The following is a 24,591-nucleotide window of genomic DNA, read 5'->3' as shown; positions in this document are numbered from 1 at the left end:
CGCCCGGCGCCCCACTGGAGAGGAGAACCATGTCCACCGTCCCCGTCACCCGGGTGCTGGCCGACGCCGAGGCCGTCGCCGACTTCGTCGCCGAGCGCATCGCCGACGGCATCGAGCGCGCCCGCGAGGCCGGCGCCGACTACGTGCTCGGCTGCCCGAGCGGCCGCACCCCGCTGCCGACGTACCGCGCGCTCGCGCGCCTCGTCCGGGAGCGCGGCCTCGCCATCTCGCACGTGCGCATCGCCCTGATGGACGACTACGTGGTCGAGACCGAGTCGGGCTTCCGCAACGTCGACCTCGAGGCGCACAACAGCTGCCGCCGCTTCGTCCGCGACGAGGTGGTCGGTCCGCTGAACGCGGCGGCCGCCGACGAGGGGATGGCGGAGGACCGGCTGCTCCAGCCGGATCCGGCGAACCCCGAGGCCTACGACGAGCTGCTGCGCGAGGCGGGCGGCATCGACTGCTTCCTGCTCGCGAGCGGTGCCGGCGACGGGCACGTCGCCTTCAACCCGCCCGGTTCGGCCCGCGACAGCGGCAGCCGGATCGTGCGGCTGGCTGAGCAGACCCGCATCGACAACCTGGGCACCTTCCCGCAGTTCGGCTCGCTCGACGCGGTGCCGAGCCACGGACTCACGGTCGGCATCGGCACGATCGCCGAGCTCTCCCGCAGCGCCATCATGATCATCACGACGGCGGAGAAGCGCGAGGCCTTCGAGCGCGTCTCGACCGCGGCGGCGTACGACCCGGAGTGGCCGGCGACCGTCGTCGCGGAGTGCGCCGACGCGCTCGTCGTCGCGGATCGCGCCGCTGCCGGCGTGCGCGAGGAGGCGGCTCGCCAGCCCGTTCGATGACTTTGTATTGTCAAATTGACATTCTGACATCGCTGGTCGAGGATGGGACTGCGCTCGCGCACCTCCCCCGATTCAAGGACGCATCATGACCGCACCCGCTGCCGATCGAACCGGCACCGTGCTGCTCGACGTCGCCGACGTGCTGCGGCAGCCGCTGCCCGGCGAGTACCTCGACCGGCTCGTCGACGTGCCCGCGGGCACGGGCGAGCTGCGGGTCGAGCTCGACTACGACAAGGTCACCGACCGCTTCCAGCTCTACGCCGCACTCATCGACCCGGACGGCGTGTTCCGCGGGCACGTGCAGTGCCCCGGCGGCCCGGGCCCGCGCGAGCTGCGCTTCACCGTCGGCGAGCGGCACGCGAGCCCCGGCGCCATCGCCGGTCCCATCCCGGCCGGGGTCTGGACGCTCCGGATCGACCTCGACCGCTTCCGCGAGGACGGCCCCTACGCGCTGCGGCTCATCGCCGTGCCGGGGGAGCCGGGCGCTCCGGCGCCCGACGCCGAGCGCCGGCCCGCGGCATCCGCCGCCCCGGCGTCGGGCGCCGAGCCCGCGAGCGGGCCGAGCTGGCTCCGCGGCGAGCTGCACTGCCACTCGGTGCACAGCGACGGGCGCGACGGGGTCGACGCCATCGTCGCCGAGGCGCGCCACCGCGGCTTCGACTTCCTCGCGCTCAGCGACCACTTCACCTGGAGCCACTGGGGGCCGCTCGCCGAGGCCGCGACCGCGGCCGGCGGGCCGATCGTGCTGCCCTCGATCGAGGTCACCACGCACCGCGGCCACGGCAACGCCCACGGCCTGCGCGAGTGGGTCGACGTGTACGTCGACGGGCCGGAGCGGGGCGCGGGCGAGCTCGTCCGCGAGGTCCACGCGCAGGGCGGGCTGTTCGGCGTGAACCACCCCTTCAGCGGCCAGCAGGCCTGGCGGCGCGCCGACGTGCCGTGGGCCGAGGTCGACCTGCTCGAGGTCGTGAACCAGGGGCAGGACGCCAACAACGACGCCGCCATCGGCCTCTGGGACCGCCTGCTCGCCGAGGGCCACGACATCGCCCCCGTCGCCGGCACCGACTGCCACGAGCTCGGCGACCCCGCCCAGCGACTCGGTCAGGTGGTCACGGCGGTGCGAGTCGCCGAGCGCAGCGCCGAGGGGCTGCTCGACGGGCTCCGCCGCGCGGCCACCGTCGTCACCCGCGGCGCCGAGCTCGAGCTGCGGCTGCGCAGCGAGGGCCGCGAGGCCGGCCTCGGCGAGCACCTCGAGCTCGGCTCGGGCCCCGTCGAGCTCGAGATCGACTTCCGCATCGACGTGCCCTGCGCCCTGTTCGTGCTGCGCGACGGCCTGATGTGGTTCCAGGGCGACGTCGAGCCCGAGCAGTCGCGGCTCGTCCTCCTCGACGAGGCGCCCGTCGCTGCGGCGTACCGCGTCGAGCTGCACCGCCGCTCCGACGACCCGCGGCACTGGGCCTCCGCCTGGCGCTCGCACGAGTCCTTCGAAGCCCTCACGAGCTTCGTCCGCACTGTCCATCGCACCACCAGTCACACGCACGAAGGAGAATCATGAAGCACGGCAGGAAGTTCGCCGCGGTCGGCATCGCCGCCGTCTCGGCGTCGCTCGTCCTCAGCGGCTGCAGCGCCATCGTCGGCGGCCAGCCCACGGGCGGCGACGACTCGGCCGAGTCCGGCACCGTCGTCGTCTACGCGGCGCACGGCCCCGAGGTGACCGACCCCATCATCGCCGCGTTCGAGAAGGCGTACCCCGACATCACGGTGTCGCTCACCGCGAGCCCCGGCACGGGCGAGCTCATCAGCCGCGTCGAGAGCGAGATGAAGAACCCGCTCGGCGACGTCGCCTGGGGCGGCTCGAGCGAGAACTACGCGGCCGCGTCCGACGGCGCCTTCGCCGCGGTCGAGCTGGAGAACGACGAGGCCACCGTCGTCACCGACCCCGAGCACAAGTGGCACGCCACCGATGCGCTCTTCCAGGCCATCGCGGTGAACACCGAGCGCGTCACCGACGCGTCGAGCTACCCGCAGAGCTTCGAGGACCTCGCCGATCCGAAGTGGCGCGAGGCGGGCCAGATCGCCTTCGCGAACCCGCGCTCCTCCGGCACCTCCTACTCGCTGCTCGCGGCCATGGTGACCGCACACGACTGGGACTTCCTCGACGACTTCCTGCCGAACGCGAAGGTCGTCGACGGCAGCTCGCAGATGTTCGACGGCGTGCGCACCGGCGAGTACGCGCTCGGCTTCATCAACGAGGACCTCGGCGCGACCTGGGTCGCCGAGGGCGCCCCGCTCGAGCTCGTCTACCCGAGCGACGTCGTGTCGAACCAGATCGGCGTCGCCGCCGTGATCGAGGGCGCGAAGCACCCGAAGGCCGCCGAGACCTTCGTGAACTACCTCATGTCGAAGGAGGCCCAGCAGCTCATGGTCGACGAGGTCGGCCGCCGCTCGGCGCGCACCGACGTCGCCCCGCCCGCCGGGCTGCCCGCCGCCGACGAGCTGAAGCTCGCCGCGCCGGACCCCGCGGTCTTCGCGACCGACAAGGACGCCGTGCTCACCCGCTTCGACGAGAAGCTCGCGAGCGCCAAGTAATCCATCCCCCCAGGCCGGGTCGACGCGACACGCGTCGGCCCGGCCGGAAACGGTGCCAACATGCCTAGCAACGACCTGCGGGAGCGCGTCGAACCGCTCGAGGAGACGCTCGCGCCGCCCGCACCCGTCCCCGTCAAGCGCCGCGCGAGCCGTCGCCCCGGCGTCTGGCTGCTCGTCGCGCTCGGGCTGCTCCTGCTGCTCGCCTCGACGATCGTGCTCCCGCAGCTGCGGCTCGTCGGCGAGGCGTTCACGGACGACGGCGGCTTCTCGTTCGCGAACTTCATCGAGTTCTTCACGACGCCGAGGTTCCAGGAAGCCATCCTGAACTCCCTCGTCGTCGCGGTCGTCGCGGGCGTGCTCGCCTGCGCCGTCGCGGTGCCGGCCGCCTACGTGCTCGCGCAGTTCGACCTGCCGGGCCGCAACGGCTTCCTCACTCTCGCCACGATGGCGACGGTGTCGCCGCCGTTCCTCGGCGCCTACGCGTGGGTGCTGCTGCTCGGCCGCGGCGGTATCCTCACCACCCAGCTGCGGGCGTGGGGCATCGAGCTGCCGTTCGACACCATCATCGGCCCGGGCGGCATCGTCTGGGTGACCGTCTGGGCCACGCAGGCCCTCGTGTTCCTGCTCGCCTACGACGCGTTCCGGGCGATCGACCCGAGCCTCGACGAGGCCTCCTCGAGCGTCGGCGCCGGCCCCTGGCGCACCCGCCTGCGGATCGTGCTGCCGATGGCGGTGCCGGCCCTCGTCACCGGCTTCTACATGTCGAGCATGAAGATCTTCACCGACTTCGGCACGCCGCTCATCATCGGCGGCGGCACCCCCATGCTGCCCACGGCCGTGTACTACGAGTTCCTCTCCGAGGTCTCGACGAACCCCGCCATCGCCTCGGCGGGCAGCCTCGTCATGCTCGGCGTCGCGTGCATCGCGCTCGCCCTGCAGCAGTGGGCGCTGCGCCGCCGCACCTACGCCTCGGTGTCGAGCCGGCGCCGTCCGCTCCAGCCGGTGCGCGGCGTGAAGAAGGGCCTCATGATCGCCTACCTGGGCGTCGTCTTCGGCCTGTCCTTCGTGCCGCACCTCGTCGTGGTCGGCACGAGCCTGCTCACCTGGAAGGCGGGCATCCTGAAGTGGATCCCCACCCTCGACAACTACGTGCGGCTCTTCGACGAGAACCTCGAGGTCATCCTGATGAGCCTGCTGCTCGCGGGCATCGCCTGCGTGCTGTGCGTCATCGTCGCCGTGCTCGTCGCGTACCTCACCGTGCGCCGCCGCTACTCGGTCATCAGCCCTGCGCTGAACGTCATCACGATGGTGCCGTACATCATCCCGGGCACCGTGCTCGCGATCGGTCTCATCCTCGCCTTCGGCAGCGGGCCGCTGATCCTCACCGGCACGGCGACGATCCTCGTGCTGGCGTACTTCATCCGCCGCATCCCCTACGTCACGAAGTCGATCGAGGCCGCGCTCACGCAGGTGCACCCGGCCCTCGAGGAGGCGGCCATGAGCGTCGGCGCGAAGCCGATGCGCGCCTTCCGGCAGATCACCGTGCCGCTCGTGCGGCCCGCGATCGTGTCCGGCGGCACCGTCGGCTTCCTGCAGATGGTCACCGAGCTGAGCGCCACGGTGATGCTGTACTCGGTGCCGTTCATCACGATGACCGTCGTCATCTTCACGAACGCGATGCAGCCGGCGAGCCCCTTCGGCGTCGCCTCCGCGATGACCGTCGTGCTGATGCTGGCCGTCTACATCCCGCTGTACTTCGTGCGGCGCAAGTTCGCCTCGGTCACGAGCGTCTAAAGAAAGCGAGAGAGCAATGGAACGTGGCAACGGAGTCGCCGTCGGCGTCGAGGCCATCAGCAAGGAGTTCCCGGGGCACGTCGCGCTGAAGGGCGTCGACCTCGAGATCGAGGCGCGCTCGTTCACGACGCTGCTGGGGCCCTCCGGCTGCGGCAAGACGACCCTGCTGCGCATCCTCGCGGGCTTCGAGACCGCGACGAGCGGGCGGGTCACCTTCGACGGGCGCGACATCGCGCGGATGCCGTCGTGGAAGCGCAACATCGGCTTCGTCTTCCAGAACTACGCCCTCTGGCCGCACATGAGCATCCGCGACAACATCGCCTACGGGCTGAAGCTGCGCAAGCTCGGCAAGGAGCAGATCGCGGAGCGGGTCGCCGAGTCGCTGCGGATGGTCGGCCTCGACGGCCGCGCCGAGGCATTCCCGGGCCAGCTCTCCGGCGGGCAGCAGCAGCGCGTCGCCATCGCCCGCGCCCTCGCGCTCCGGCCGAACGTGCTGCTCCTCGACGAGCCGCTGTCGAACCTCGACGCGAAGATGCGCATCGGCATGCGCCAGGAGCTGCTGCGCCTGCAGCGCGAGGTCGGCATCACCGCGGTCTACGTCACGCACGACCAGGAGGAGGCGCTCGAGATGAGCGACCAGGTCGCGGTCATGCACGACGGCCGCATCGACCAGGTCGGCTCGCCGCAGGCGATCTACGAGACCCCGGAGACGGCGTTCGTCGCCTCCTTCATCGGCCACGTGACGCTCCTCGGCGGCGTGAGCGACGGCGCGGGCGGCTTCCGTTCCGACCTGCCGATCACCGGCACCCTGCCCGCGTTCAGCGGCGCGCTCCCGAACGGCCGGGCGCAGCTCGTGCTCCGGCCCGAGGACCTCGACCTCGTCGACGACGTCGAGCAGGCGCACCTCCGCGGCACCCTGGTGCGCTCGAGCTACCACGGCCGCGGCTACCGGTCGGCGCTGCGGCTGGCCGACGGCACGATGTGCGAGGTCGACCACCGCCGTCCGGTGGCCGCCGGTACGGGCGAGGAGGCCGGCATCCGTGTCGGCGCCGCCGCCCTCGTCCCCGAGTCGGACGACTACTATCGCGAAGCGGCGCCCGAGGCCGAGGCGGCCGAGGAGCTCGTCGCCGCGCCGGCCGCGTGAGCGACCGCAGGAAGAAGGAGCAGCAGATGCGCATCGGTTCGGCCCCCGTCAGCTTCGGCATCCACGGCGGGGCGGATGTCTCGAAGCTCGCCGCGACCCCGCGCGAGCTCGTCGCGGCGATGGCCGCCGCCGGCTACACCGGCTCGGAGCTCGGCCCGCCCGGGTTCTTCGGCACCCCCGAGGAGACCGCGACCCTGTTCGCCGACCACGGCCTCGCCGTGCTCGGCGCCTACGTGCCGCTGCACCTCAGCCAGCCCGACGAGGTCATGGCGGCCGACCTCGAGGGCATGCGCCGCACGCTCGAGGAGCTCGCCGCGGCCGGCGGCGAGGGGCTCGCCATCCTCGCCGACGAGGGCGACGAGGCGATCATCGCGCACCCGTTCCGACCGAACGCCGAGCGCGGCCTCGACGCCGCGCAGTGGGACCTCGCGCTCGAGCGCCTCGCCGCGGCCGAGGAGCTGGCCCGCCAGGCCGGCCTGCGCACGAGCTTCCACCCGCACTTCGGCACCTACGTCGAGCAGGCCCCCGAGATCGACGTGCTGCTCCAGCGCACCGGCATCGGCCTCTGCCTCGACACCGGCCACTTCGTGCTCGGCGGCGCCGACCCGGTCGCCTACCTGCGCGAGTGGGGCCACCGCGTGAACCACGTGCACGTGAAGGACGTCCGCCCCGCCGTGCTCGAGGCCGCGAAGGCCTCCGGCAACGAGCGCATCGACGACTGGTGGGACGAGGTCTCGGTGCCGCTCGGCACCGGTGACGGCCCGCTCGAGGAGTTCCTCGCCCAGATCCGCCGCAGCGACTACGACGGCTGGCTCGTCGTCGAGCAGGACGGCGCGCCCGCGACCGCCGAGACCTGGGACCGCATCGTCGGCGACCAGCGGCACAACCACGACTGGATCGCCGAGCGGCTCGGCCGATGACCGAGGCCGTGCTCGCCCTCGACGTCGGGGGCACGAAGGCGCACGGCGCGCTCGTCGACCGCGAGTACCGGCTGTTCGACGAGGGCTTCGCGCGGACGGCCGGGCGCGACCCCGGCCTCGCGGCGACCCTCGGCCTCGCCGCCGAGCTGCTCGAACGGGCCCGGACCGCCGGTACAACGGTGCGTGCCGTCGTCGCCGGCTTCCCCGAGTACGTCTCGAACGACGGCGTCGTGACCGCGCACGAGGTGCTCGACTGGACCGTGCAGCCCGGCGAGGCGCTCGCCGCGCTCGCGGGCGGCGGCGTGCCGGTGCGCATCGCGAGCGATGTGAAGGCGGGTGCGCTCGGTGAGCTCGCCCTCGGCCGCGGGCGCGAGCACGACGGCTTCGTCTACGTGTCGCTCGGCACCGGCATCTCGACCGCGATCGTGCTCGACCGCACGCTCCACGACGGCGTGCGGGGCGAGGCGATCGGCTTCGGCGAATGGTCGGTGCCCGCCGAGCTCGACCCCGAGTGGCGCGGCAACCTCGAGGGCTTCGCCTCCGGCTCCGGCATCGCGGCCCGCTACCTCGCCCGCACCGGCACCGAGCTCGCCGAGGGCGGCGCGCGCGGCGTGCTGCAGGCGGATGCCTCGGGCGACCCCGTCGCCGCCGAGATCGTCGACACCGCCGCCGCCGCGATCGGGCGCGCGATCGCGCAGCTCGTCTCGCTGCTCGACCCGCCCGCGGTCGTGCTGGCGGGCGGCCTCGGCTCCGCGGACACGCGGCTGGCCCGAGGCATCCGCGCCGAGTACGAGCGCGTCGCGTCGCGCCGGCCGTCCCCGCCGCCGCTCCTGCCGAGCGGCGTGCCCGTGAACCCCGGACTCCTGGGCGCCGCCGCGCTCGCCTGGGAGCTCGCCACCGCCCCCGAGGCCGCACCGCCGACCGCGGCCGGCCCGGCATCACGAGAAGAGAGAACCGCATGACCGCACCCGTCCGCATCGCCGTGATCGGCGCAGGCACGATCACCCAGTCGGTGCACCTGCCGAGCCTCGCGCGCGCCGGCTACGAGATCGCCGTCGTCTGCGACCTGTCGCCGTCGCGCGTCGCCGAGGTCACCGGGCGCACCGGCATCCGCGGCACCACCTCCCCGGCCGAGGCGATCGCCGCGCCCGAGGTCGAGGCGGTGCTCATCGCCACGCCCGGCTCGCACGCGCAGCTCGCGCTCGCCGCCATCCGCGCCGGCAAGCACGTGCTCGCCGAGAAGCCGCTCGCGCTCACCATCGCCGAGATCGAGGAGCTCGAGGCGGCGGCCGCCGAGGCCGGCGTCGTCGCGCAGGTCGGCTACATGAAGATGTACGACCCGCTCACCGAGCGGGCGCGCGCGGAGCTCGCCGAGCTCGACGACGTGCGCCTGGTGCGCATCACCGTCGCCCACCCCGACGACCTGCCGCAGGTCGACCACCTGCGGATGACGCCGCCGCAGCCCGACGCCGACCTCGCCGAGATCGAACGGGCGCAGGCGTACGAGGCCGAGCAGTCGGCGATCGCCCTGCCCGGCGCCTCGGAGGCGGTGCAGCGCTACTACCGGAACGTGCTGAACGGCTCGGTCGTGCACGAGCTGAGCCTGCTGCGCGCCCTCGGCCTGGAGCTGCCCGAGACGTGGACCGCCGAGGCGTTCCCCACGCTCGAGGGCAGCGCGCCGGCCTCGCTCATCGCGACCGCCGCCGTCGGCGACGTGCGCTACGTGCTCAGCTGGAACTGGCTGCCCGAGTACCCCGAGTACGACGAGGAGCTCAAGGTGCTGGCCTCGAACGGCCGCCTCGAGTACCACCTCGCGAAGCCGTACCTGCTCGAGGAGCGCAGCCGCCTCCGCGTCGAGCGGAATGTCGGGCTCGAGCGCCGCGACACGAGCTACGCCGACGGCTACGAGACGGGCTTCCTGCGCCAGCTCGACGCCTTCACCCGCTCCATCCGGCACGACGAGCCGGTCGTCTCCGATTTCGCCGGGGCCAAGCGCGACGTGCGCAGCCTGCAGGCGCTCGCGAAGGCCGTCGCGGCCGCCCGCGGCGAGACGATCAGCACGGAGGCCGACGCGGCCTGAGCCAGTCCCTCGAACGACGAGTTGCCCGACTTTCATGAAAGTCGGGCAACTCGTCGTTCGCTGGTTCGCTGAGCTCGTCTGGTTCGCTGAGCCTGTCGAAGCGTCTGGTTCGCTGAGCTCGTCGAAGCGCCTGGTTCGCTGAGCTCGTCTGGTTCGCTGAGCCTGTCGAAGCGGCCCCTCGACGGGCTCGGGGGACCAGCCCTGGTTCGCTGAGCCTGTCGAAGCGAGCCTGTCGAAGCGGCGCCCTACTTCTGCACGAGCGTGACGTCGAAGGAGTAGAGGTCGGGGCGGTAGCAGTGCGTGCCGAGCTCCACCGCGCGCCCGGAGTCGTCGAAGACCGTCCGCGAGGCGGTGAGCACCGGGGCGCCGTCCTCGAGCTCGAGCAGCTCGCTCTCGTCGGCGCTGGCGCGGCGCGCGCCGATGCGCTGCCGGGCGACCCGCATGGTCGTGCCCCGTGAGCGCAGCACCTGGTAGAGCCCGTAGCTCTGCAGCGCCGCCGTGTCGAGGTCGAGGTAGTCGGCGGGCAGCACGTTGTCGAGCACCGCGACGGGCACCCCGTCGGCGGAGCGCAGCCGGCGCAGGTGCAGCGTGTCGCTGCCGAGCGGCACGGCGAGCGCCTCGGCGACCGCCGCGCTCGCCGGCAGGATCTCACGGGAGAGCAGCTCGGTCGTGGGCACCTGGCCGCCGCGGATGAGGTCGTCGAAGAGGCTCGTGAGCTCCAGCCCGCGCGTCACCTGCCCCTGCACGACCTGCGTCCCGATGCCGCGACGGCGGACGAGCAGGCCCTTGTCGACGACCTCCTGGATGGCCCGGCGGATCGTCGGGCGGGAGATGCCGAGCCGCTCGCTGAGCGCGATCTCGTTCTCGATGCGGGAGCCTGCGGGCAGCGCGTGCGAGGTGATCGCCGATTCGATGCGTTCGGCGACCTGGTAGTACAGCGGAACCGGGCTCGAGCGATCGAGGTCCATGAACAGCTCCGGCGGGAAGGGGGCGTCGCCCACCGTCGTCGTCTCTGCCACGTCATCCTCCGAGCCCGTATATGTCAGGACAAATATAGATGCTCGGAGCGGCATCCGCCCGGGTTTCCCGCGGCGGGGCGGATGGGGCGGGGCGGATGGGGCGGGGCGCGCGCGCGGCGCGCCCCGCCCCGCCGTCGCCTACGGGGCGGTGACGGCCTCGGAATCGGCGGCCTTCGCCGGCCCGAGATCGCCCGTCTCGTCTTCGAGGCGCGGCACGGGGCGCCGGAAGCCGCGGGTCGCGACGGCGAGCACCACCACGCCGAGCAGGAGCCAGGCGCCGCCGATGAGGAACGCGGTGTCGTGCAGCTGCGAGAACAGCGCGAGATCGATGACGGCGCCCGCGATCGGCACGAGCGAGAGCAGGCTCGAGGCCCAGCCGGCGCGCTGCGCGCGCGAGCGCCAGATCCAGGCGAGGAAGGCGGTGTTCACCAGGGCGAACGCGAGGAAGGCGCCGAAGTTGATGAGGGCGGTCGCCTGAGCGATGTCGAGCAGCATGCCGATCATCCCGATGCCGGCGATGAGCAGGATGTTGACCCACGGCACCCGGAACGCGTTCAAGCGGCCGAAGAGCCCGCGCGGCAGCACTCCGTCGCGGCCGATGACGTAGAGCAGCCGGCTCGACGTCGCCTGGATGGCGAGGCCCGAGCCGAAGGCGGCGATGATGCCGACGAGGTTGATCACGTTCGCGAGCGACTCGCCGCCCGCCGCGACGAGCAGCGAGTAGCCGGCGATGTCCGGGTTGTCGAAGTCGCCGCCCGGGTGCGCGAGCTGCATCACGAAGGAGACGCCCACGAAGATCGCGCCGCCGATGAGCACGACGAGGATGATCCCGAGCGGGATGTTGCGCCGCGGGTTCCTGGTCTCCTCGCTGAGCGTCGACACGGCGTCGAAGCCGAGGAACGAGTAGGCGGCGACGGCGGCCGCCGCCGCGACGGCGAGGATCGAGGCATCCGCTCCCCAGAACGCGTCCGCCGGTGCGGCCGCGGGGCTCGAACCGCTCACCACGAAGCCGATGATGACGGCCGTGGTCGTGGCGACCAGCGCCATCGCCGCGATGGTGAGCCACGTGTTCACCCGGTCGGCGAGCGTGATGCCGAGCAGGTTCACGATGGTGGTCGGCACGATGTTCACGAGCACCCACACCCACAGCGGCACGCTCGGGAACTGCGCATTGAGGTACACCGACTGGATGAGCCAGGCGACCATCGGCAGGAACAGGTAGTCGAGCAGGATCACCCACCCCGCGAGGAAGCCCGCGTGTCGGCCGAGCAGCCGGCCGACGTAGCTGTACGAGGACCCGGAGCTCGGGTAGGCGCGGGCGAGCATCGCGTAGGACACCGCCGTGAGGCCCATGGCGACGGTCGCGACGAGGTACGCCGTCGGGGCGGCGCCGCCGCTCGTCGACGACACCACGCCGAACGTCGAGGTGACGATGCCGGGCGCCATGTACGCCAGGCCGAAGAACACGACGCCGGCGAGGCCGAGGCGGCGCAGCAGCCGGCGGGGGTCGGGCGCCGCGGTGGGCGTCGGGGTGGGGGAGGGGGCGGTCACGGGCGGTTCTCCTTCGAACGGGGGTGCCAGCTCGACGGCTCGATGCGGCCGTCGTAGAGGGGGAGGGCGACGGGGTCGTCGCCGTCGTGGAACTGCGACCAGGGTCGGGAGACCCCGGCGGTGCCGCGATCGCGGGTGAGCTCGGTGAGGCCGAAGTCGACGACGACGGTCAGCACCTCCTCGGATGCGTCGGGCGAGGCGGCCCGCACCGAGCCGGTGGGGTCGACGACGAGGGATCGGCCGCGGCCGGTGGGCGCGGCCGCGTTGACCGAGGCGATCCACAGCTGGTTCATGACGGCGTTGCCGCGGACGATCGCGAGCTCCTGCTCGCGGTCGCTCGTCGCGGTCTGCACGAGGTTCAGGATGACGTCGGCTCCGAGCCAGGCGAGGTGGCGCGCGTGCTCCGGGAACCAGATGTCGTAGCAGATGGAGAGCCCCATCCGCCCGATCCCCGGAAGCTCGAACACCTCGAAGCGATCGCCGGGGGCCGCGGTCTCGACGGGGCGCCACGGGAAGATCTTGCGGTAGCCGGCGACGCGTTCGCCGCTCGGCGCGAACACGAGCGCCGTATTGTGCACGGCGCCCGTCTCGCCGCGTTCGTAGATCGTGCCGGGCGCGAGCCACACGCCCAGCTCGTGGGCGAGCTCGCCGAGCGCGGCGAGGCGCGGGTCGCCGAGCGGGCGGGCGGATGCCTCGATGCCTTCGGCGGTGTCGGCCGCATCCAGGTGCAGCTCGGGGAACGCCCAGAACTCGGCCGTCGGATTGCGTCGCACGAGCGCGCGCAGGCGCTCGCCGAACTCCTCCACCTCGAACCGTGGTGCCGCCGCCAGCTGGGCGAGCGCGACCGTCAGACTCCGCGTCATCGCAGACCTCCATTTATTCGTCAAAGTTTGAAGAATGAATATACGGCCTGTCAAGCGTTCGTCAAAAGAACGTGGAAGAATTACGGGATGGCGCGACCACGGAACCAGGCGCAGCGGCGGAGCGAGCTCGTCGCCGTCACGTCCAGGCTGCTCATCGAGCGCGGCGCCGCAGCCGCCCGGCTCACCGACATCGCCGAGGCCGCGAAGCTCACGCCCGCCTCGGTGTCGTACTACTACCCGGAGCTCCCCGCGCTCTACGCCGAGACCTACGAGACCGCGGCGCTCGAGTACATCGCCCGGCGGCGCGACCGGGTCGCGCTCGCCGAGGGCGCGCCGGCCCGGCTCGCTGAGTGCCTGCGGCTCGGCATCCCGATCGCCGGCGAGCCGTCGTTCGACGCGACGGTGCTCCTCATCGAGCTCGGTGCCCAGTGCGTCCGCGACCAGGGGTTCGAGGCCCCCGCGACCGAGTTCGAGCGGGCCCAGCTCGAGCTCTTCGAAGAGATCGTGCGCGACGGCCTCGACGCCGGCGACTTCCGCACCGAGCTCCCGCCCGCGCGCGTCGCCCGCCTGCTGCTCGCCGCGGAGGACGGACTCGCCGGGCCCGTGATCACGGGCCGGCTCACGAGCGACGAGGCGCTCGAGACCATCCTGAGCCTCGGCGCGGCGCTCCTCGGCGCCGAGCTGCCGGTGCCCGCGGGGGTCGCCCGGTGATCACCCCCATCGAACTGGACGGCGGCATCGAGCTGCGGGCGATCGCCCCTGGCGACGGGGCCCCGCTCGCGGCCGCCTACGAGCGCAACCGGGCGCACCTCGCCCCGTGGGAGCCCGAGCGCACGCCGGAGTTCTTCAGCGCGTCCGTGCAGGAGCGCGAGGTGGCGGCGAGCCTCCGCCGGTTGGCGGAGGGCACGGCCATCCCGCTCGTCCTCGTCGAGCGAGGCGACCGCGCGGGAGGCGGCGACGGAGGCGGCGAACCTGCCGGCGAGCGCATCGTCGGCCGGGTGAACCTGAGCGACCTCGTGCGCGGCGTCTTCCAGAACGCGCACCTCGGCTACTGGATCGACGCCGAGCGGCAGGGGCGCGGGCTCGCGACCGCCGCGGTCGGCGGCGCGCTGCACTTCGCCCGCCGGGCCGGACTGCACCGGGTGCAGGCGGGCACGCTGGTGCACAACGCCGCCTCGCAGACCGTGCTCGAGCGCAACGGCTTCACCCGCATCGGGCTCGCCCCGCGGTACCTCCGCATCGCCGGCGAGTGGCAGGACCACGTGCTCTTCCAGCGCCTCCTCGACGACTGAGCCCGTCCGCCTGGTACCGTCGATGCAGCGCCCTCGCGGGGCGCGGGAGGACCCATGATCGAGCTGCTGACGAACCTGCTGCGCTTCCTCGCGGCCGCGTTCGAGCTCGGCGCGGCCGCGAACGGCCAGCTGAGCGTGCTGCTCCTCGGCGTCGTCGGCGCCGCAGCGGTCGCCGTGGTCGTGCTCTCGGTGCGCGCGCTGCCCGGGCTCGTCGCCGCCGATCCCACCGGGGCCGCCACGAGGCTCCGGCAGACCGCCGACCCCTGGCGCCTCCTCTCGCAGTCCGACCCCGACGCCCCGGGCCGGGCGCGTCCCAGGGCCCCGGGACGGGCGGCCGCGGCCGCCTGACCCGCACGCCACCGCGCCCCGGCGCGAGCTGCGGCCCCGCGGCCAGACGGAACCCCGTTCCGCGCGCGACGATCCGTCGCGCCGACCGCTAGGACGCACCAGTGGACCTCTACGCCTTTCCGCCCATCGCCGCCGTCATCGACGGCGCCTACACCCTGCTCATGGGGCTCGCCGGATTCCTCGAGCCCCTCCTCGGCGGGGCCGCCGCCGCGGCATCCGTCGTGCTCGTCACCCTCCTCGTGCGCGCCGCGCTCATCCCCGTCGGCGTCGCGCTCGCGAAGGGCGAGCAGACCCGCACCAGGATCGCGCCGAAGCTGCAGGAGCTGCAGCGCAAGCACGCGAACAACCCGGAGCGGCTGCAGCGCGAGTTCCGCGCCCTCTACGCCGAGGAGGGCACGAGCCCGTTCGCGGGCTGCCTGCCGATGCTCGTGCAGGCGCCCGTCGTCGGCATCATCTACGCCCTGTTCATCCTGCCGGTGGTGAACGGGCACCCGAACCTGCTGCTCGACCAGACGCTCCTCGGCGTCCCGCTGGGGCACAGCCTCGTCGGCACGATCGCGGCCGGCGTGCCGCAGCCGCTCGATCTGCTCGTCTTCGCCGGGCTCGTCGCCGCGATCGCCGCGGTCGGCTTCCTGACGCTGCGGGCGGCGCGCCCCGGCGGCCCGCTCGCGGTGCCCCGCCCGGCCGCGAGCGCCGCGCCGACGCCCGCCGCGCCCGGCGCGCCGGCGATGCCGGACCTGTCGAAGGCGCTCCTGCCGTTGCACTTCCTCACCGCGGGCATCGCGATGTTCGTGCCGCTCGCTGCGGGCCTGTACCTGCTGACGACGGTCGCCTGGACGCTCGTGCAGCGGCTCGTGCTGCGCCGCCGCTACCCCCTCGGCTGACCCTCACTTCGACTTGCCCGACTTTCATGAAAGTCGGGCAAGTCGGAGCGGGTGCTCAGGCGGGGTCGGCGGCGAGCTCGACGAAGCGGCGCAGCAGCCGCTGCGGCTCGGTGACGGATGCCGCGCCGAGCCGCTGCTCGACCTCGCGCAGCTCGCTCGCCGGGAAGTAGCCGTGGTGCCGGTACACCCGCGCCCGGGCGACGAAGTCGGCCGTGGACACCTCGGGGTGGAACTGCGTTGCGTAGACGTGCTCGCCCACCCGGTACAGCTGCACGGGGCATCCGGCCGAGCGGGCGAGGAGCACCGCGTCGTGGGGCAGCTCCTCCGTCGCCTCCTTGTGGCCGACGAGCGCGTCGAAGCGATCGGGCAGCACGCCCGCGAGCCGGTCGGCCCGGCCGGCCTCGGTGAGGGCGAGCTCGACGGCGGCGGCGTCCTCGCCGAAACGGGTGCCGACGGTGCCGCCGAGCAGCCGGGTGAGCACGCCGATGCCGTAGCAGGTGAACATGACGTGCCGGTCGCCCGCGAGGGCCCACTCGGCGAGCCGGGCGAGGTCGTCCTCGACGCGGAGCTGCATCGCGCCCTTGCGCTCCTCGGGGGTGGTCACGTTGAAGGGGCTGCCGCCGACGACGATGCCCGCGAAGTCGCCGAGCACGAGTTGCGACAGCGGCTCCACGTCCAGGCGGAGGTGCTCGAGGCGTCCGGCGTCGAGACCCATGGCCCGCCGCACGGCCTCGTACTCGGGGCCGACCGCCTCGGCCTCGGGCCGCGCCGAGAGGAAGAGGAAGGGCCGGGTCATGCCGTCCATCGTCTCCTGGAACGCCCGGCCGGCGCCACTCGGTGACGAGGGCTCAGCGCTTGCGCCCGCGGTTCTGGCGGCCGCGACCGGAGCCCCCGCGTCCCGAACCGCTCCCGCGACCGCCTGCCGCTCCGCGCCCGGACCCGCCGCGTCCGCCGCCGCGACCCGCGCCGGGCTTCCCGGAGGCGCCGCCCTCGCCGCCGCCGCGCCCGCGCTCGCGATGCCGCTCGGAGCCGCCGCGCTGCGCCGGGGCCTCGCCCTCCGCGCCGCGCGAGCTGCGTGCGGTGCGGCCGCGCACGACGCCGACGAACTCCTGCACCGCCTCGTCGTCGCGCTCGACGCGCCAGACGAGCGCGATGCGGGTGGTCGGCGCCCCCTCGAGCGGCAGCGCGACGACGTCGCGCCGGTGGTGCAGCCGGGCGATCGCGTGCGGCACGACCGCGTAGCCGGTGCCCGCGGCGACGAGCTCGATGGTCATGGCCGGGTCGTCCTGCACGGGGGCGAGGGGCTCGCCCTCGAGCTCGGCGAGGGAGAGCGCCTCGGCGTCGGCGAAGGGATGCCCCTTCTCGAGCACGACGACGGGCTGCTCCTCCCAGAGCGGGATGACGTGCAGGCCCGCCTCGTCGACGGGCAGCCGCACGAAGGCGAGATCGACCTCGCCCGCCAGCAGCCGGTCGAGCTGCGCGGACTCGTCGACCCGCACGGCCTCGAGCGGCAGCTCCGGGTGCCGCTCGGCCCACGCGCGCAGCCACTTCGCCGGGCTCACCCCGGCGACGTAGTCGAGTCGCAGCGTCATCCGTCTCAGGCTACCGTCGGCTACGGTTGCAGGGTGAGCGAGAACCAGCCGAGCCGCGCCAAGGCGCAGACCATGAAGCCCGAGACCGCGGCGAAGAAGCTCGGCATCCTGCTGTCGGCGGCGCCCGCCGAGTTCCAGGAGGGCGTCGTCTCCCGCGACGAGCTGGCCGCGCTGCAGGCCGATCCGCCGGAGTGGCTGCGCACGCTGCGCGCCGAGGGCCCGCACCCGCGCGGCGTCGTCGCCGCCAAGCTCGGCGTCTCGAACTCGGGCCTCGCCCGCGGCGGCATCACCGAGCCGTTGACGACCGCCGAGATCAAGGCGCTCCTCGCGGCCCCGCCCGCCTGGCTCGTGCAGGAGCGGGCCACCCAGGCTGCGGTGCGCGCCGAGAAGGCCCGCATCGCCGAGCGCGATCGCGAGCGCGCCGCGCGCGCCGCCGAGCAGGACTGAGCGGGGTTCAGTCCGAGGCCGCGGCCGAGTACCGTGCGCCGACGAAGGCCGTGAGGTCGGCGAGCTCCCGCTCGGAGACCGAGTGCGCGAGCCCTTCGTAGATCCGCGAGTCGAGCGCGCTGTGCCCGGGCAGCCAGGCGGCCGTGCGGGCGACGGCCGAGGCGGGGATGACCGCATCCTCCGTGCCGCGTCCCCAGAACACCGGGCGCGCGAGCTCGGCGAGGCGGGCGTCGCCGTCTCGCACGCCGGGCATCGCGAAGCCGGCGAGGATGGCGGCGAACGCGATGCGCTCGGGGGCGCGGCGCAGCAGTTCGAGGCTCATCGCCCCGCCCTGCGAGAAGCCGATGAGGCCGATGGACGGCGCGTCGCCGGCGTTGCGGTCGAGCCAGTCGATCACGGCGTCGACCGCCTCCTCGGCCGCGGCGAGCTTCGCCGGATCGTCGTCGTCGAGCCGCCCCGCCGCGTCGAAGATCTCGAACCAGGCGTAGCCGTACCCGGCGTCGAGCGGCGCGCGGAGCGAGGCGATCACGGGGTCGAGCGGCAGGTACGGCGCGAGCCCGAACAGGTCGCCCTCGTTCGAGTTGTAGCCGTGCAGCAGCACGAGCAGTGGCCGCCCCGCCCGGTCGTCGCCGGAGGCCGACCAGAGCACCGCCTCGTCATCGATCCGCATCGTCCGAGCGTACGCCGGGCGGCCGGGTGGGGCAGAATCGACGCATGAGCGTGCGCACCCCGGACCCCGACTGGACGCCGGGCGACGAGCCCGACGTCCCGCAGCCCACCAATCCCGGCTGGCTGAGCGACCTCGAGCTCGCCGAGGTGCGCGGCCGGCTGCCGCTGCTCTACGTCGAGGCGCTGCCGGTGCGCGTCGACGGCCTCGGCCAGGTCACCGAGGTCGGCCTGCTGCTGCGGGCGAACACGGTCGGCGAGATGACCCGCACGCTCGTCTCCGGGCGGGTGATGTACGGCGAGACCCTGCGCGACGCGCTGTTCCGCCACCTCGAGAAGGACCTCGGGCCGATGGCCTTCCCGCTGCTGCCGGCGAGCCCGGTGCCCGCGACGGTCGCCGAGTACTTCCCGATGCCCGGCATCACGCCGTTCACCGACGAGCGGCAGCACGCCGTCTCGCTCGTCTACGTCGTGCCGGTGACGGGCACCTGCGAGCCGCGGCAGGACGCGCTCGAGGTGAGCTGGATGCCGCCAGAGGAGGCGGCGAGCCGCGCCGTCGGCGACGAGCTCGAGGGCGGCCGCGGGGTGCTCGTGCGCCAGGCGCTCGCCTCCGTCGGCGCGCTGCGCTGAGCGCCGCAGCTGCTAGCCTGAACCGTCCGTGCAGCGAGCCGAGGAGGTGGTACCCGTGAACGAATCCACGTCGGTGCTCCCCAGCGGAGTCACGGTCGGGCGATAAGTCGTCCGGGAGCGCCGCGAATCCGCCGCACTCCGAAAGGCACGACCATGCACGTCACTTCCACGCACCGGCTCGACGACGGCCTCGTCGAGCGGACCTTCACCCTGGGCGAGGTCCCCGGCATCCTCTGGACGCCGCCGACCGCGACCGCCGCCGCGCCCGCCCCGCTGATCCTCATGGGGCAGCCCGGCGGGATCGGGATGGCGCGGATGCATCCGCGCCTCGCCGCCCGCGCCCGCAGCGCGGCCGAGCAGGGCTTCGCCTCCGTCTCCCTCGAACTGCCGGGGGCGGGCGAGCGCGCTCCGCTGCCCGGCGCCGCCGAGGCCAGGGCCGAGCTCGGCCGGGCGATCGCGGCTGGCGTGCCGCCGACGGAGGACACCGTCGACCGGCTCATCCTGCCGCTCGTCGATCGGGCCGTTCCCGAGTGGCAGACCGCGCTCGACGAACTGCTCGCGCTCCCCGAACTCGCCCCGCGGGTCGGCTTCTCCGGCGGGGTCATCGCGATCGGGGTGCGGCTCGCCGCGATCGAGCCGCGGATCGCGGCGGCCGGACTGTTCGCCGGCAGCTACGTGCCGCGCGCCACCCTGGCGGAGGCGCGGGAGGTCACCATCCCGCTGCACGTGCTCCTCCAGTGGGACGACGAGGGGAACGACCGGGCGATGGCGCTCGAGCTCTTCGACGCCTTCGGCTCCACCGAGAAGACGCTGCAGGCCAACCTCGGCGGCCACACCGGCGTGCCGGCGTTCGCGGGCGAGGACGCCGCCCGATTCTTCGCAAGGCACCTCGGGCCCCGGGCCGACTGAGCCGGGACAAGACCCAGGCGGCGGGCTGCGCGGAATCTGCGCAGCCCGCCGTGGTATTCATGACCCCATGGAGTTCTCGCTCGAGTTCACGCCCGACCTGATCGCCGTCTTCCTGACGCTCTTCGTGCTCGAGGTGGTCCTCGGCGTCGACAACGTCATCTTCATCTCGATCCTCGCCTCCAAACTGCCCGTCGAGCAGCAGGCGAAGGCCCGCAACCTCGGCCTCACCCTCGCGATGCTCATGCGCGTGCTGCTCGTGCTCTTCGCGGGCTGGATCATCACGCTGAAGACCGACCTCTTCGAGATCGCCGGCATCGGCTTCTCCGGCCGCGACCTGATCCTCATCGCCGGCGGCCTCTTCCTCGTGTACAAGGCCGTGCACGAGATCCACCAGAAGCTCGAGGGGGCCGAGGAGCACACCGCGGGCTCGGCGGCGCGCGCGAGCTTCGGCTCGGTGATCGCGCAGATCCTCGTGCTCGACTTGGTGTTCTCGCTCGACTCGGTCATCACCGCGGTCGGCATGACCGAGAACCTCGTCGTCATCATCACCGTCGTGGTGCTGTCGTTCGGCATCATGCTCTTCGCCGCGCGGTTCATCTTCGCCTTCGTCAACGCGCACCCCACGGTGAAGATGCTCGCGCTCGCGTTCCTGCTGCTCATCGGCGTGTTCCTCATCGCCGACGGCTTCGGGGTGAAGATCGACAAGGCGCTCATCTACGGCCCGATGGCCTTCGCGATCTTCGTCGAGGCGCTGAACCTCATCGCCGCGAGCCGGCGGGCCAAGCGCCTCGCCCAGCAGCGCGACCCCGTGCGCCTGCACACGGCGTTCCCGGTCGAGAACGAGGAGATCGCGGTGCACGCGGCCACCTCCGCCGCGCCGGGGAGCGGCGCGGTCGGCCTCTCCCGCAAGCCGGTCAAGGGCGAGCTCGCCGAGGACGACGGGCACCAGGAGCCCCGCGGCCTCGGCTGAGCGGCAGCGCAGACGACGGATGCCGCGCCCGCACGTGCCGGCGCGGCATCCCCCGTTCTCCGGCTCAGCCGAGCACGGTGTCGAGGAAGAGCGCGGCGACGCGCTCCGCGTCGATGCCGAGCGCGACCTCCGCGGTCGCCCATTCGCCGGCCAGGCCGTGCACGACGTCTTCGCCGGGGAACTCGCGCAGGTCGACGAGCGTCTGCCCGCGGCTGTAGCCCGCGAGCTCGACCCGGACCGGGCGCTGCTCGGTGCGGAGCGCCTCAGGGTCGACGAGCGCGCAGACGGCGCCGGCGTCGCCGATGAGGCCCGTGTACTGGGCGCGCTCGTCCTCGCTGAGGGCGATGCGGTGGCCGAGCAGGGCGCCGACGACGCGGCCGACGGGGTGCTCGCCCGCCTCGAGCTCGGCGGCGCGGTCCTGCGCGACCGAGACCCGGTTGAAGACGTCGAGGCCGTACATGTAGCAGGGCACGCCGGAGTCGAGCACGATCGCCGCGGCCTCCGGGTCGTGCCAGACGTTGAACTCCGCGACCGCGGTGGCGTTGCCGACGCTCGCCGAGCCGCCCATGAAGACGATCCGCTCGAGGTTCGCGGCGACCTCCGGGTGGGTGCGCAGCAGCAGCGCGAGGTTCGTCTGCGGCGCGAGCGCGACGAGCGTCACCGGTGTCGGGCGCGCGAGGATGGTGCGGCGCAGCAGCTCGACGGCGCTCAGCTCGACCGCGCGGCGGGAGGTCTCGGGCAGCACGAGCCCGCCGAGGCCGTCGGCGCCGTGCACGTGGGAGGCGGAGCGGGCGGGCTCGAGCAGCGGCCGCACGGCGCCCGCGGCGACCGGAATCTCACCGGCCCCGGCGACGTCGAGGATGCGCAGCGTATTGTCGACGACCTGCTCGAGCGAGGCGTTGCCCGCGACGCAGGAGACGGCGAGCACGTCGATCTCGGGGTGCGCGACGGCGAAGAGGAGGGCGAGGGCATCGTCGACGCCGGTGTCGACGTCGAGGATCACGGGAATCGGCATGCCGAGAAGCCTAAGCCCGCCGGGGCGTCCGTGACGCGCGCGGCTCAGCGCACGAAGCGGACCTCGTCGATCTCCTCGCCGAGGAACGGCTGGCGCTGCGTCGCCCCGTCGAGCACGAAGCCGTTGCGCTCGTAGAAGCGGTGCGCGCGGGGGTTGTCGGCGGCGACCCAGAGGTAGACGGGCTCGTCGCCGACGGCCGCGTCGAAGAGCTTCTTGCCGATGCCGGTGCCGTGGTAGGCGTCGAGGACGTAGATGAAGTTCAGCTCGCGCTCGCGCGGGGCGTCCTCGTCGCGCGCCGGGCCCGAGCCGACGAAGCCGACGATCTCACCGTCGACGAGCGCCGCGAACTGGCGGTACTCCTCGCCGCGGGAGGCCATGTGGCTCCACAGCTCGGCCATGCGGCGGGGGGAGAGGTTCTCGAGCGCCGCCTTCGAGATCAGGTGGTCGTAGGTCTCGTGCCAGCACGTCGCATGCACGCGACCGAGCGCCTCGACATCCGAATCGCGGATGGGGCGGACGACGACCTGTGCAACAACCTCGGTGCTCATGCACCTGAGAGTAGGCCAGCACGGCCGCACGACGAAATCGGGCGGCGACGGAGCACCGTCGCCGCCCGATCGTCGGGGGTGTGGCGGGTCAGCCCTGGGCGCGGCGGTTCGTGCGGGCGCCCCGCGAGGAGCCGCCGACGAGGCTGCCGACGCGCAGCGGCTGCGGGCCGCGCGCGCTCTTCGCCGTGCCGCCCTGGCCGCGACCGGAGCCCGACGCCCGGCCGCCCGAGGTGCTCGACGAGCCGCGCTCGCCGCCGCGACCGGAGCCCTGCGACGAGGCCGTGCGCGAGGCGGCATCCGCCCCGCCCTGACCGCGACCGCCGCCGCGACGACGGCGCGAGCCGCCGCCCTCGCCGCTGCGCTCGGTGCGCTCGGCATCGCCGCGAGGCGCGCCGCCGCGCCCGCCGCGGCCACGGCCGCCCTCGCGGGGCCCGCCGCCCTCCGCGCCGCCGGTGCGACGGGCGCGCTTGCGCTGCGCGTTCGCCCCCTGCGAGGTGCCGCCGCCGCCCTGCGGCTTCGCCTGGCGCGGAGCCGGCTTCACGTAGGGCGCGACGTCACCCACGAGCGCGACGACCTCGGGGGAGGCCGGCGTGGCCGGCTTCGGAGTGACGGTGATCGCCGCCTTGCGGAGCAGCTGCTTCAGGTCGTGCAGCTGGCTCGGCAGGGCGATCGTGACGACGTCGCCCTCGTTGCCGGCGCGCGCGGTGCGGCCCGAGCGGTGCAGGTACGCCTTGTGCTCGACGGGCGGGTCGACGTGCACCACGAGCTCGACCTCGTCGACGTGCACGCCGCGCGCCGCGACATCCGTCGCGACCATCACGCGCACCGAGCCGTCGCCGAAGGCGGCGAGGTTGCGGTCGCGCTGCGGCTGCGAGAGGTTGCCGTGCAGGTCGACGGCGGGGATGCCGGACTCGGTCAGCTTCTTCGCGAGCTTCTTGGCCTGGTGCTTCGTGCGCATGAAGAGCATGCGGCGCCCGGTGCCGCTCGCGAGGGACTTCACGAGCTCGAACTTCGTGTCCTGGTCCTCGGTGAGGTAGACGTGGTGGGTCATCGCGGCGACGGGCGAGTTGGCCTCGTCGACGGAGTGCAGCACCTCGTTCTGCAGGTAGCGCTTCACGAGCTTGTCGACCCCGTTGTCGAGGGTCGCCGAGAAGAGCAGGCGCTGCCCGCCGCGCGGCGTCTTGTCGAGGATGCGGGTGACGACCGGCAGGAAGCCGAGGTCGGCCATGTGGTCGGCCTCGTCGAGCACGGTGATCTCGACGGCGTCGAGGTGCACGAAGCCCTGCTGCATGAGGTCCTCGAGGCGGCCGGGCGCCGCCACGACGATGTCGACGCCGGCGCGCAGCGCCTCGACCTGGCGCTTCTGGTTGATGCCGCCGAAGATCGTCGTCACCTTCAGGCCGTACGCCTCGGCGAGGGGCTCGATGGTGCGGGCGATCTGGGTGACGAGCTCACGCGTCGGCGCGAGCACGAGGCCGAGCGGGCGGCCGGCGCGGCGCGAACCGCCGGCGAGCACGGTGCCGAGGCGGGCGACCATCGGCAGGGCGAAGGCGATCGTCTTGCCCGAGCCGGTGCGGCCGCGGCCGAGCACGTCGCGCCCGGCGAGGGTGTCCGGCAGCGAGTCGGCCTGGATCGGGGTGGGGGTGGTCTTGCCGTCGGCGGCGAGGAGGTCGACGAGCGGCGCGGGCACGCCGAGCGTGCGGAAATCGGGGGTGGTCATGCGTGCCTTTCGGGCATGGCCCACGGGCGGGAGCGCGCACGGGCGTCGCGATTCGTGCGGCACGCCGTGGCGGTTCGACCCGTCGGTGGGTGAGTGGCGAAGGCGCCGGTCGGCGCATCCGTTCGCCGTACGAATGAGTCATCGGGGCGGCCTGAGCCGGCCCGGAAGCGTTCTACGACGCGGGGCGCGCGAGGCGCGCCACACCCACAGTCTAGCCGATGCCGCTCATCCGGCCGATTCGGGCTCGTGCGCCCAGCTCGGCGCGAGGGCGCGCAGCCGCGCGCCGCGCCACTGCCAGAACGCCCAGACGGGGTACCAGGCGAGGGCATCGCCGAGCGCCGATCCCGAGCTCACCCGCAGCTGGTCGCGGTACCGGGTGCGCCCGCCGGGCGCGGGGGAGACGGCCATCCGGTGGTCCCAGCTGCGGAACGCCGCGAACGGGCCGGAGGTGGCGCCGCCGCCGTCCCGGAGCATCCGCACCTCGGCGGGCAGGCCGTCGCGCTCGCCCTCGAGGAACCGCAGATCGACCACCTCCTCGCCCGCCGGCCACCGCCGCAACGCGAGCGGCTGCACCCGGTGCGGCCCCTCCGGCCACGTGGTCGGCAGCCCGCCAGGCTCGAGGGAGCGGAAGTCGAGCCAGGGCGCCACGACCTCCCGCAGCACCGCGGGGCTCCGCAGGGCCCGCCACGCGGCGTCCGGGTCGCAATCGAGGGTGAGCTTCAGCAGCACGCGCATGTTCGAGAGGCTACGCGGACCCCC

General features: G+C 73.5%; 26 protein-coding genes. 16 read left to right on the top strand and 10 right to left on the bottom strand.

The annotated features are described in order from the left end of the window. Nucleotides 1-29 precede the first annotated feature (29 nt). The 8 genes from ACFWE1_RS05125 to ACFWE1_RS05090 all read left to right on the top strand — a co-directional run bounded on the left by ACFWE1_RS05125 (nt 30) and on the right by ACFWE1_RS05090 (nt 9,378). Nucleotides 30-851, top strand: a complete 822-nt coding sequence (locus tag ACFWE1_RS05125; protein WP_376932412.1) for a 6-phosphogluconolactonase — start codon at nt 30-32, stop codon at nt 849-851. Between the two features lie 85 nt (nt 852-936). Continuing rightward, nucleotides 937-2,406: a CehA/McbA family metallohydrolase gene (locus ACFWE1_RS05120; protein WP_376932411.1), complete on the top strand. Its 1,470-nt coding sequence runs from the start codon at nt 937-939 to the stop codon at nt 2,404-2,406. Next, a complete protein-coding gene (locus ACFWE1_RS05115; RefSeq protein ID WP_376932410.1) occupies nt 2,403-3,440 on the top strand; it encodes an extracellular solute-binding protein in 1,038 nt (345 codons plus the stop codon). The genes ACFWE1_RS05120 and ACFWE1_RS05115 overlap by 4 nt, the downstream gene beginning before the upstream one ends. Before the next feature lie 60 nt (nt 3,441-3,500). Next, entirely contained in the window at nt 3,501-5,234 is a 1,734-nt protein-coding gene (locus ACFWE1_RS05110; RefSeq protein WP_376932409.1) for an ABC transporter permease, read from the top strand. 16 nt (nt 5,235-5,250) lie between these two features. Further along, nucleotides 5,251-6,378 (top strand): ABC transporter ATP-binding protein, encoded by a 1,128-nt coding sequence (locus ACFWE1_RS05105; RefSeq protein ID WP_376932408.1) that lies wholly within the window; start codon nt 5,251-5,253, stop codon nt 6,376-6,378. Nucleotides 6,379-6,404: 26 nt separating this feature from the next. Next, nucleotides 6,405-7,298, top strand: a complete 894-nt coding sequence (locus ACFWE1_RS05100) for a TIM barrel protein (RefSeq protein ID WP_376932407.1) — start codon at nt 6,405-6,407, stop codon at nt 7,296-7,298. Beyond that, on the top strand, nt 7,295-8,260 hold the full coding sequence (locus ACFWE1_RS05095) for an ROK family protein (protein ID WP_376932406.1): 966 nt from the start codon (nt 7,295-7,297) through the stop codon (nt 8,258-8,260). Before ACFWE1_RS05100 ends, ACFWE1_RS05095 begins: the two co-directional genes overlap by 4 nt. Further along, nucleotides 8,257-9,378 (top strand): Gfo/Idh/MocA family protein, encoded by a 1,122-nt coding sequence (locus ACFWE1_RS05090; RefSeq protein WP_376932405.1) that lies wholly within the window; start codon nt 8,257-8,259, stop codon nt 9,376-9,378. Before ACFWE1_RS05095 ends, ACFWE1_RS05090 begins: the two co-directional genes overlap by 4 nt. A 245-nt stretch (nt 9,379-9,623) precedes the next feature. Here ACFWE1_RS05090 and ACFWE1_RS05085 read toward each other — a convergent pair whose 3' ends face one another. The 3 genes from ACFWE1_RS05085 to ACFWE1_RS05075 form a co-directional block, all read right to left on the bottom strand. Further along, entirely contained in the window at nt 9,624-10,346 is a 723-nt protein-coding gene (locus ACFWE1_RS05085) for a GntR family transcriptional regulator (RefSeq protein ID WP_376933066.1), read from the bottom strand. A 189-nt stretch (nt 10,347-10,535) separates the two neighbouring features. Continuing rightward, nucleotides 10,536-11,948, bottom strand: coding sequence for an APC family permease (locus tag ACFWE1_RS05080; RefSeq protein ID WP_376932404.1), 1,413 nt, complete (start codon nt 11,946-11,948; stop codon nt 10,536-10,538). Beyond that, nucleotides 11,945-12,811, bottom strand: coding sequence for a carbon-nitrogen hydrolase family protein (locus ACFWE1_RS05075; RefSeq protein WP_376932403.1), 867 nt, complete (start codon nt 12,809-12,811; stop codon nt 11,945-11,947). The genes ACFWE1_RS05080 and ACFWE1_RS05075 overlap by 4 nt, the downstream gene beginning before the upstream one ends. 87 nt (nt 12,812-12,898) lie before the next feature. On the opposite strand from ACFWE1_RS05075, the gene ACFWE1_RS05070 reads away from it, so the two are divergent. The 4 genes from ACFWE1_RS05070 to ACFWE1_RS05055 all read left to right on the top strand — a co-directional run bounded on the left by ACFWE1_RS05070 (nt 12,899) and on the right by ACFWE1_RS05055 (nt 15,335). Beyond that, a complete protein-coding gene (locus tag ACFWE1_RS05070) occupies nt 12,899-13,522 on the top strand; it encodes a TetR/AcrR family transcriptional regulator (protein ID WP_376932402.1) in 624 nt (207 codons plus the stop codon). Then, entirely contained in the window at nt 13,519-14,103 is a 585-nt protein-coding gene (locus ACFWE1_RS05065) for a GNAT family N-acetyltransferase (protein ID WP_376932401.1), read from the top strand. The genes ACFWE1_RS05070 and ACFWE1_RS05065 overlap by 4 nt, the downstream gene beginning before the upstream one ends. 54 nt (nt 14,104-14,157) lie before the next feature. Continuing rightward, a complete protein-coding gene (locus ACFWE1_RS05060) occupies nt 14,158-14,451 on the top strand; it encodes a DUF6412 domain-containing protein (protein ID WP_376932400.1) in 294 nt (97 codons plus the stop codon). A 101-nt stretch (nt 14,452-14,552) separates the two neighbouring features. Next, nucleotides 14,553-15,335 carry a YidC/Oxa1 family membrane protein insertase gene (locus ACFWE1_RS05055; protein ID WP_376932399.1) on the top strand — a complete coding sequence of 261 codons (783 nt, stop codon included), beginning with the start codon at nt 14,553-14,555 and terminating at the stop codon, nt 15,333-15,335. A 55-nt stretch (nt 15,336-15,390) separates the two neighbouring features. Here the strand turns inward: ACFWE1_RS05055 and ACFWE1_RS05050 are convergent, their stop codons facing one another. Together ACFWE1_RS05050 and ACFWE1_RS05045 are read right to left on the bottom strand one after the other, a co-directional pair. Next, entirely contained in the window at nt 15,391-16,131 is a 741-nt protein-coding gene (locus tag ACFWE1_RS05050) for a glutamine amidotransferase (protein ID WP_376932398.1), read from the bottom strand. 52 nt (nt 16,132-16,183) lie between these two features. Further along, on the bottom strand, nt 16,184-16,927 hold the full coding sequence (locus tag ACFWE1_RS05045) for a LysR family transcriptional regulator substrate-binding protein (RefSeq protein ID WP_376932397.1): 744 nt from the start codon (nt 16,925-16,927) through the stop codon (nt 16,184-16,186). 72 nt (nt 16,928-16,999) lie between these two features. Between ACFWE1_RS05045 and ACFWE1_RS05040 the strand changes: the two genes are divergently transcribed. Beyond that, nucleotides 17,000-17,374 carry a DUF5997 family protein gene (locus tag ACFWE1_RS05040; RefSeq protein WP_376933065.1) on the top strand — a complete coding sequence of 125 codons (375 nt, stop codon included), beginning with the start codon at nt 17,000-17,002 and terminating at the stop codon, nt 17,372-17,374. A gap of 7 nt (nt 17,375-17,381) precedes the next feature. Here the strand turns inward: ACFWE1_RS05040 and ACFWE1_RS05035 are convergent, their stop codons facing one another. Then, nucleotides 17,382-18,044 (bottom strand): alpha/beta hydrolase, encoded by a 663-nt coding sequence (locus tag ACFWE1_RS05035; protein ID WP_376932396.1) that lies wholly within the window; start codon nt 18,042-18,044, stop codon nt 17,382-17,384. 44 nt (nt 18,045-18,088) lie between these two features. Between ACFWE1_RS05035 and ACFWE1_RS05030 the strand changes: the two genes are divergently transcribed. From ACFWE1_RS05030 to ACFWE1_RS05020, 3 genes are all read left to right on the top strand, one after another. Beyond that, nucleotides 18,089-18,670: an NUDIX hydrolase family protein gene (locus tag ACFWE1_RS05030; protein ID WP_189083670.1), complete on the top strand. Its 582-nt coding sequence runs from the start codon at nt 18,089-18,091 to the stop codon at nt 18,668-18,670. 153 nt (nt 18,671-18,823) lie between these two features. Then, nucleotides 18,824-19,579: an alpha/beta hydrolase gene (locus tag ACFWE1_RS05025; RefSeq protein WP_376932395.1), complete on the top strand. Its 756-nt coding sequence runs from the start codon at nt 18,824-18,826 to the stop codon at nt 19,577-19,579. A 67-nt stretch (nt 19,580-19,646) separates the two neighbouring features. Next, entirely contained in the window at nt 19,647-20,549 is a 903-nt protein-coding gene (locus ACFWE1_RS05020) for a TerC family protein (RefSeq protein WP_376932394.1), read from the top strand. A 64-nt stretch (nt 20,550-20,613) separates the two neighbouring features. Here ACFWE1_RS05020 and ACFWE1_RS05015 read toward each other — a convergent pair whose 3' ends face one another. The 4 genes from ACFWE1_RS05015 to ACFWE1_RS05000 form a co-directional block, all read right to left on the bottom strand. Beyond that, complete coding sequence (locus tag ACFWE1_RS05015; protein WP_376932393.1) at nt 20,614-21,564, bottom strand: nucleoside hydrolase; 951 nt, start codon at nt 21,562-21,564, stop codon at nt 20,614-20,616. A gap of 44 nt (nt 21,565-21,608) precedes the next feature. Next, nucleotides 21,609-22,112 carry a GNAT family N-acetyltransferase gene (locus ACFWE1_RS05010; protein ID WP_189083674.1) on the bottom strand — a complete coding sequence of 168 codons (504 nt, stop codon included), beginning with the start codon at nt 22,110-22,112 and terminating at the stop codon, nt 21,609-21,611. 88 nt (nt 22,113-22,200) lie between these two features. After that, nucleotides 22,201-23,832 carry a DEAD/DEAH box helicase gene (locus ACFWE1_RS05005; protein ID WP_376932392.1) on the bottom strand — a complete coding sequence of 544 codons (1,632 nt, stop codon included), beginning with the start codon at nt 23,830-23,832 and terminating at the stop codon, nt 22,201-22,203. A 225-nt stretch (nt 23,833-24,057) separates the two neighbouring features. Next, nucleotides 24,058-24,567 (bottom strand): hypothetical protein, encoded by a 510-nt coding sequence (locus ACFWE1_RS05000; RefSeq protein WP_376932391.1) that lies wholly within the window; start codon nt 24,565-24,567, stop codon nt 24,058-24,060. Between the last annotated feature and the right edge of the window lie 24 nt (nt 24,568-24,591).

Source organism: Agromyces sp. NPDC060279, from assembly GCF_042726785.1.
In the GTDB taxonomy this organism is placed as follows: Bacteria; Actinomycetota; Actinomycetes; order Actinomycetales; family Microbacteriaceae; genus Agromyces.
This window is presented reverse-complemented; position numbering and strand designations above follow the sequence as displayed.

Coding starts and splice junctions, on each gene's coding strand:
- ACFWE1_RS05125 (WP_376932412.1), top strand. CDS start 30: ATGTCCACCGTCCCCGTCACCCGGGTGCTGGCCGACGCCGAGGCCGTC.
- ACFWE1_RS05120 (WP_376932411.1), top strand. CDS start 937: ATGACCGCACCCGCTGCCGATCGAACCGGCACCGTGCTGCTCGACGTC.
- ACFWE1_RS05115 (WP_376932410.1), top strand. CDS start 2,403: ATGAAGCACGGCAGGAAGTTCGCCGCGGTCGGCATCGCCGCCGTCTCG.
- ACFWE1_RS05110 (WP_376932409.1), top strand. CDS start 3,501: ATGCCTAGCAACGACCTGCGGGAGCGCGTCGAACCGCTCGAGGAGACG.
- ACFWE1_RS05105 (WP_376932408.1), top strand. CDS start 5,251: ATGGAACGTGGCAACGGAGTCGCCGTCGGCGTCGAGGCCATCAGCAAG.
- ACFWE1_RS05100 (WP_376932407.1), top strand. CDS start 6,405: ATGCGCATCGGTTCGGCCCCCGTCAGCTTCGGCATCCACGGCGGGGCG.
- ACFWE1_RS05095 (WP_376932406.1), top strand. CDS start 7,295: ATGACCGAGGCCGTGCTCGCCCTCGACGTCGGGGGCACGAAGGCGCAC.
- ACFWE1_RS05090 (WP_376932405.1), top strand. CDS start 8,257: ATGACCGCACCCGTCCGCATCGCCGTGATCGGCGCAGGCACGATCACC.
- ACFWE1_RS05085 (WP_376933066.1), bottom strand. CDS start 10,346: ATGGACCTCGATCGCTCGAGCCCGGTTCCGCTGTACTACCAGGTCGCC.
- ACFWE1_RS05075 (WP_376932403.1), bottom strand. CDS start 12,811: ATGACGCGGAGTCTGACGGTCGCGCTCGCCCAGCTGGCGGCGGCACCA.
- ACFWE1_RS05070 (WP_376932402.1), top strand. CDS start 12,899: ATGGCGCGACCACGGAACCAGGCGCAGCGGCGGAGCGAGCTCGTCGCC.
- ACFWE1_RS05060 (WP_376932400.1), top strand. CDS start 14,158: ATGATCGAGCTGCTGACGAACCTGCTGCGCTTCCTCGCGGCCGCGTTC.
- ACFWE1_RS05050 (WP_376932398.1), bottom strand. CDS start 16,131: ATGACCCGGCCCTTCCTCTTCCTCTCGGCGCGGCCCGAGGCCGAGGCG.
- ACFWE1_RS05045 (WP_376932397.1), bottom strand. CDS start 16,927: ATGACGCTGCGACTCGACTACGTCGCCGGGGTGAGCCCGGCGAAGTGG.
- ACFWE1_RS05040 (WP_376933065.1), top strand. CDS start 17,000: ATGAAGCCCGAGACCGCGGCGAAGAAGCTCGGCATCCTGCTGTCGGCG.
- ACFWE1_RS05035 (WP_376932396.1), bottom strand. CDS start 18,044: ATGCGGATCGATGACGAGGCGGTGCTCTGGTCGGCCTCCGGCGACGAC.
- ACFWE1_RS05030 (WP_189083670.1), top strand. CDS start 18,089: ATGAGCGTGCGCACCCCGGACCCCGACTGGACGCCGGGCGACGAGCCC.
- ACFWE1_RS05025 (WP_376932395.1), top strand. CDS start 18,824: ATGCACGTCACTTCCACGCACCGGCTCGACGACGGCCTCGTCGAGCGG.
- ACFWE1_RS05020 (WP_376932394.1), top strand. CDS start 19,647: ATGGAGTTCTCGCTCGAGTTCACGCCCGACCTGATCGCCGTCTTCCTG.
- ACFWE1_RS05015 (WP_376932393.1), bottom strand. CDS start 21,564: ATGCCGATTCCCGTGATCCTCGACGTCGACACCGGCGTCGACGATGCC.
- ACFWE1_RS05010 (WP_189083674.1), bottom strand. CDS start 22,112: ATGAGCACCGAGGTTGTTGCACAGGTCGTCGTCCGCCCCATCCGCGAT.
- ACFWE1_RS05005 (WP_376932392.1), bottom strand. CDS start 23,832: ATGACCACCCCCGATTTCCGCACGCTCGGCGTGCCCGCGCCGCTCGTC.
- ACFWE1_RS05000 (WP_376932391.1), bottom strand. CDS start 24,567: ATGCGCGTGCTGCTGAAGCTCACCCTCGATTGCGACCCGGACGCCGCG.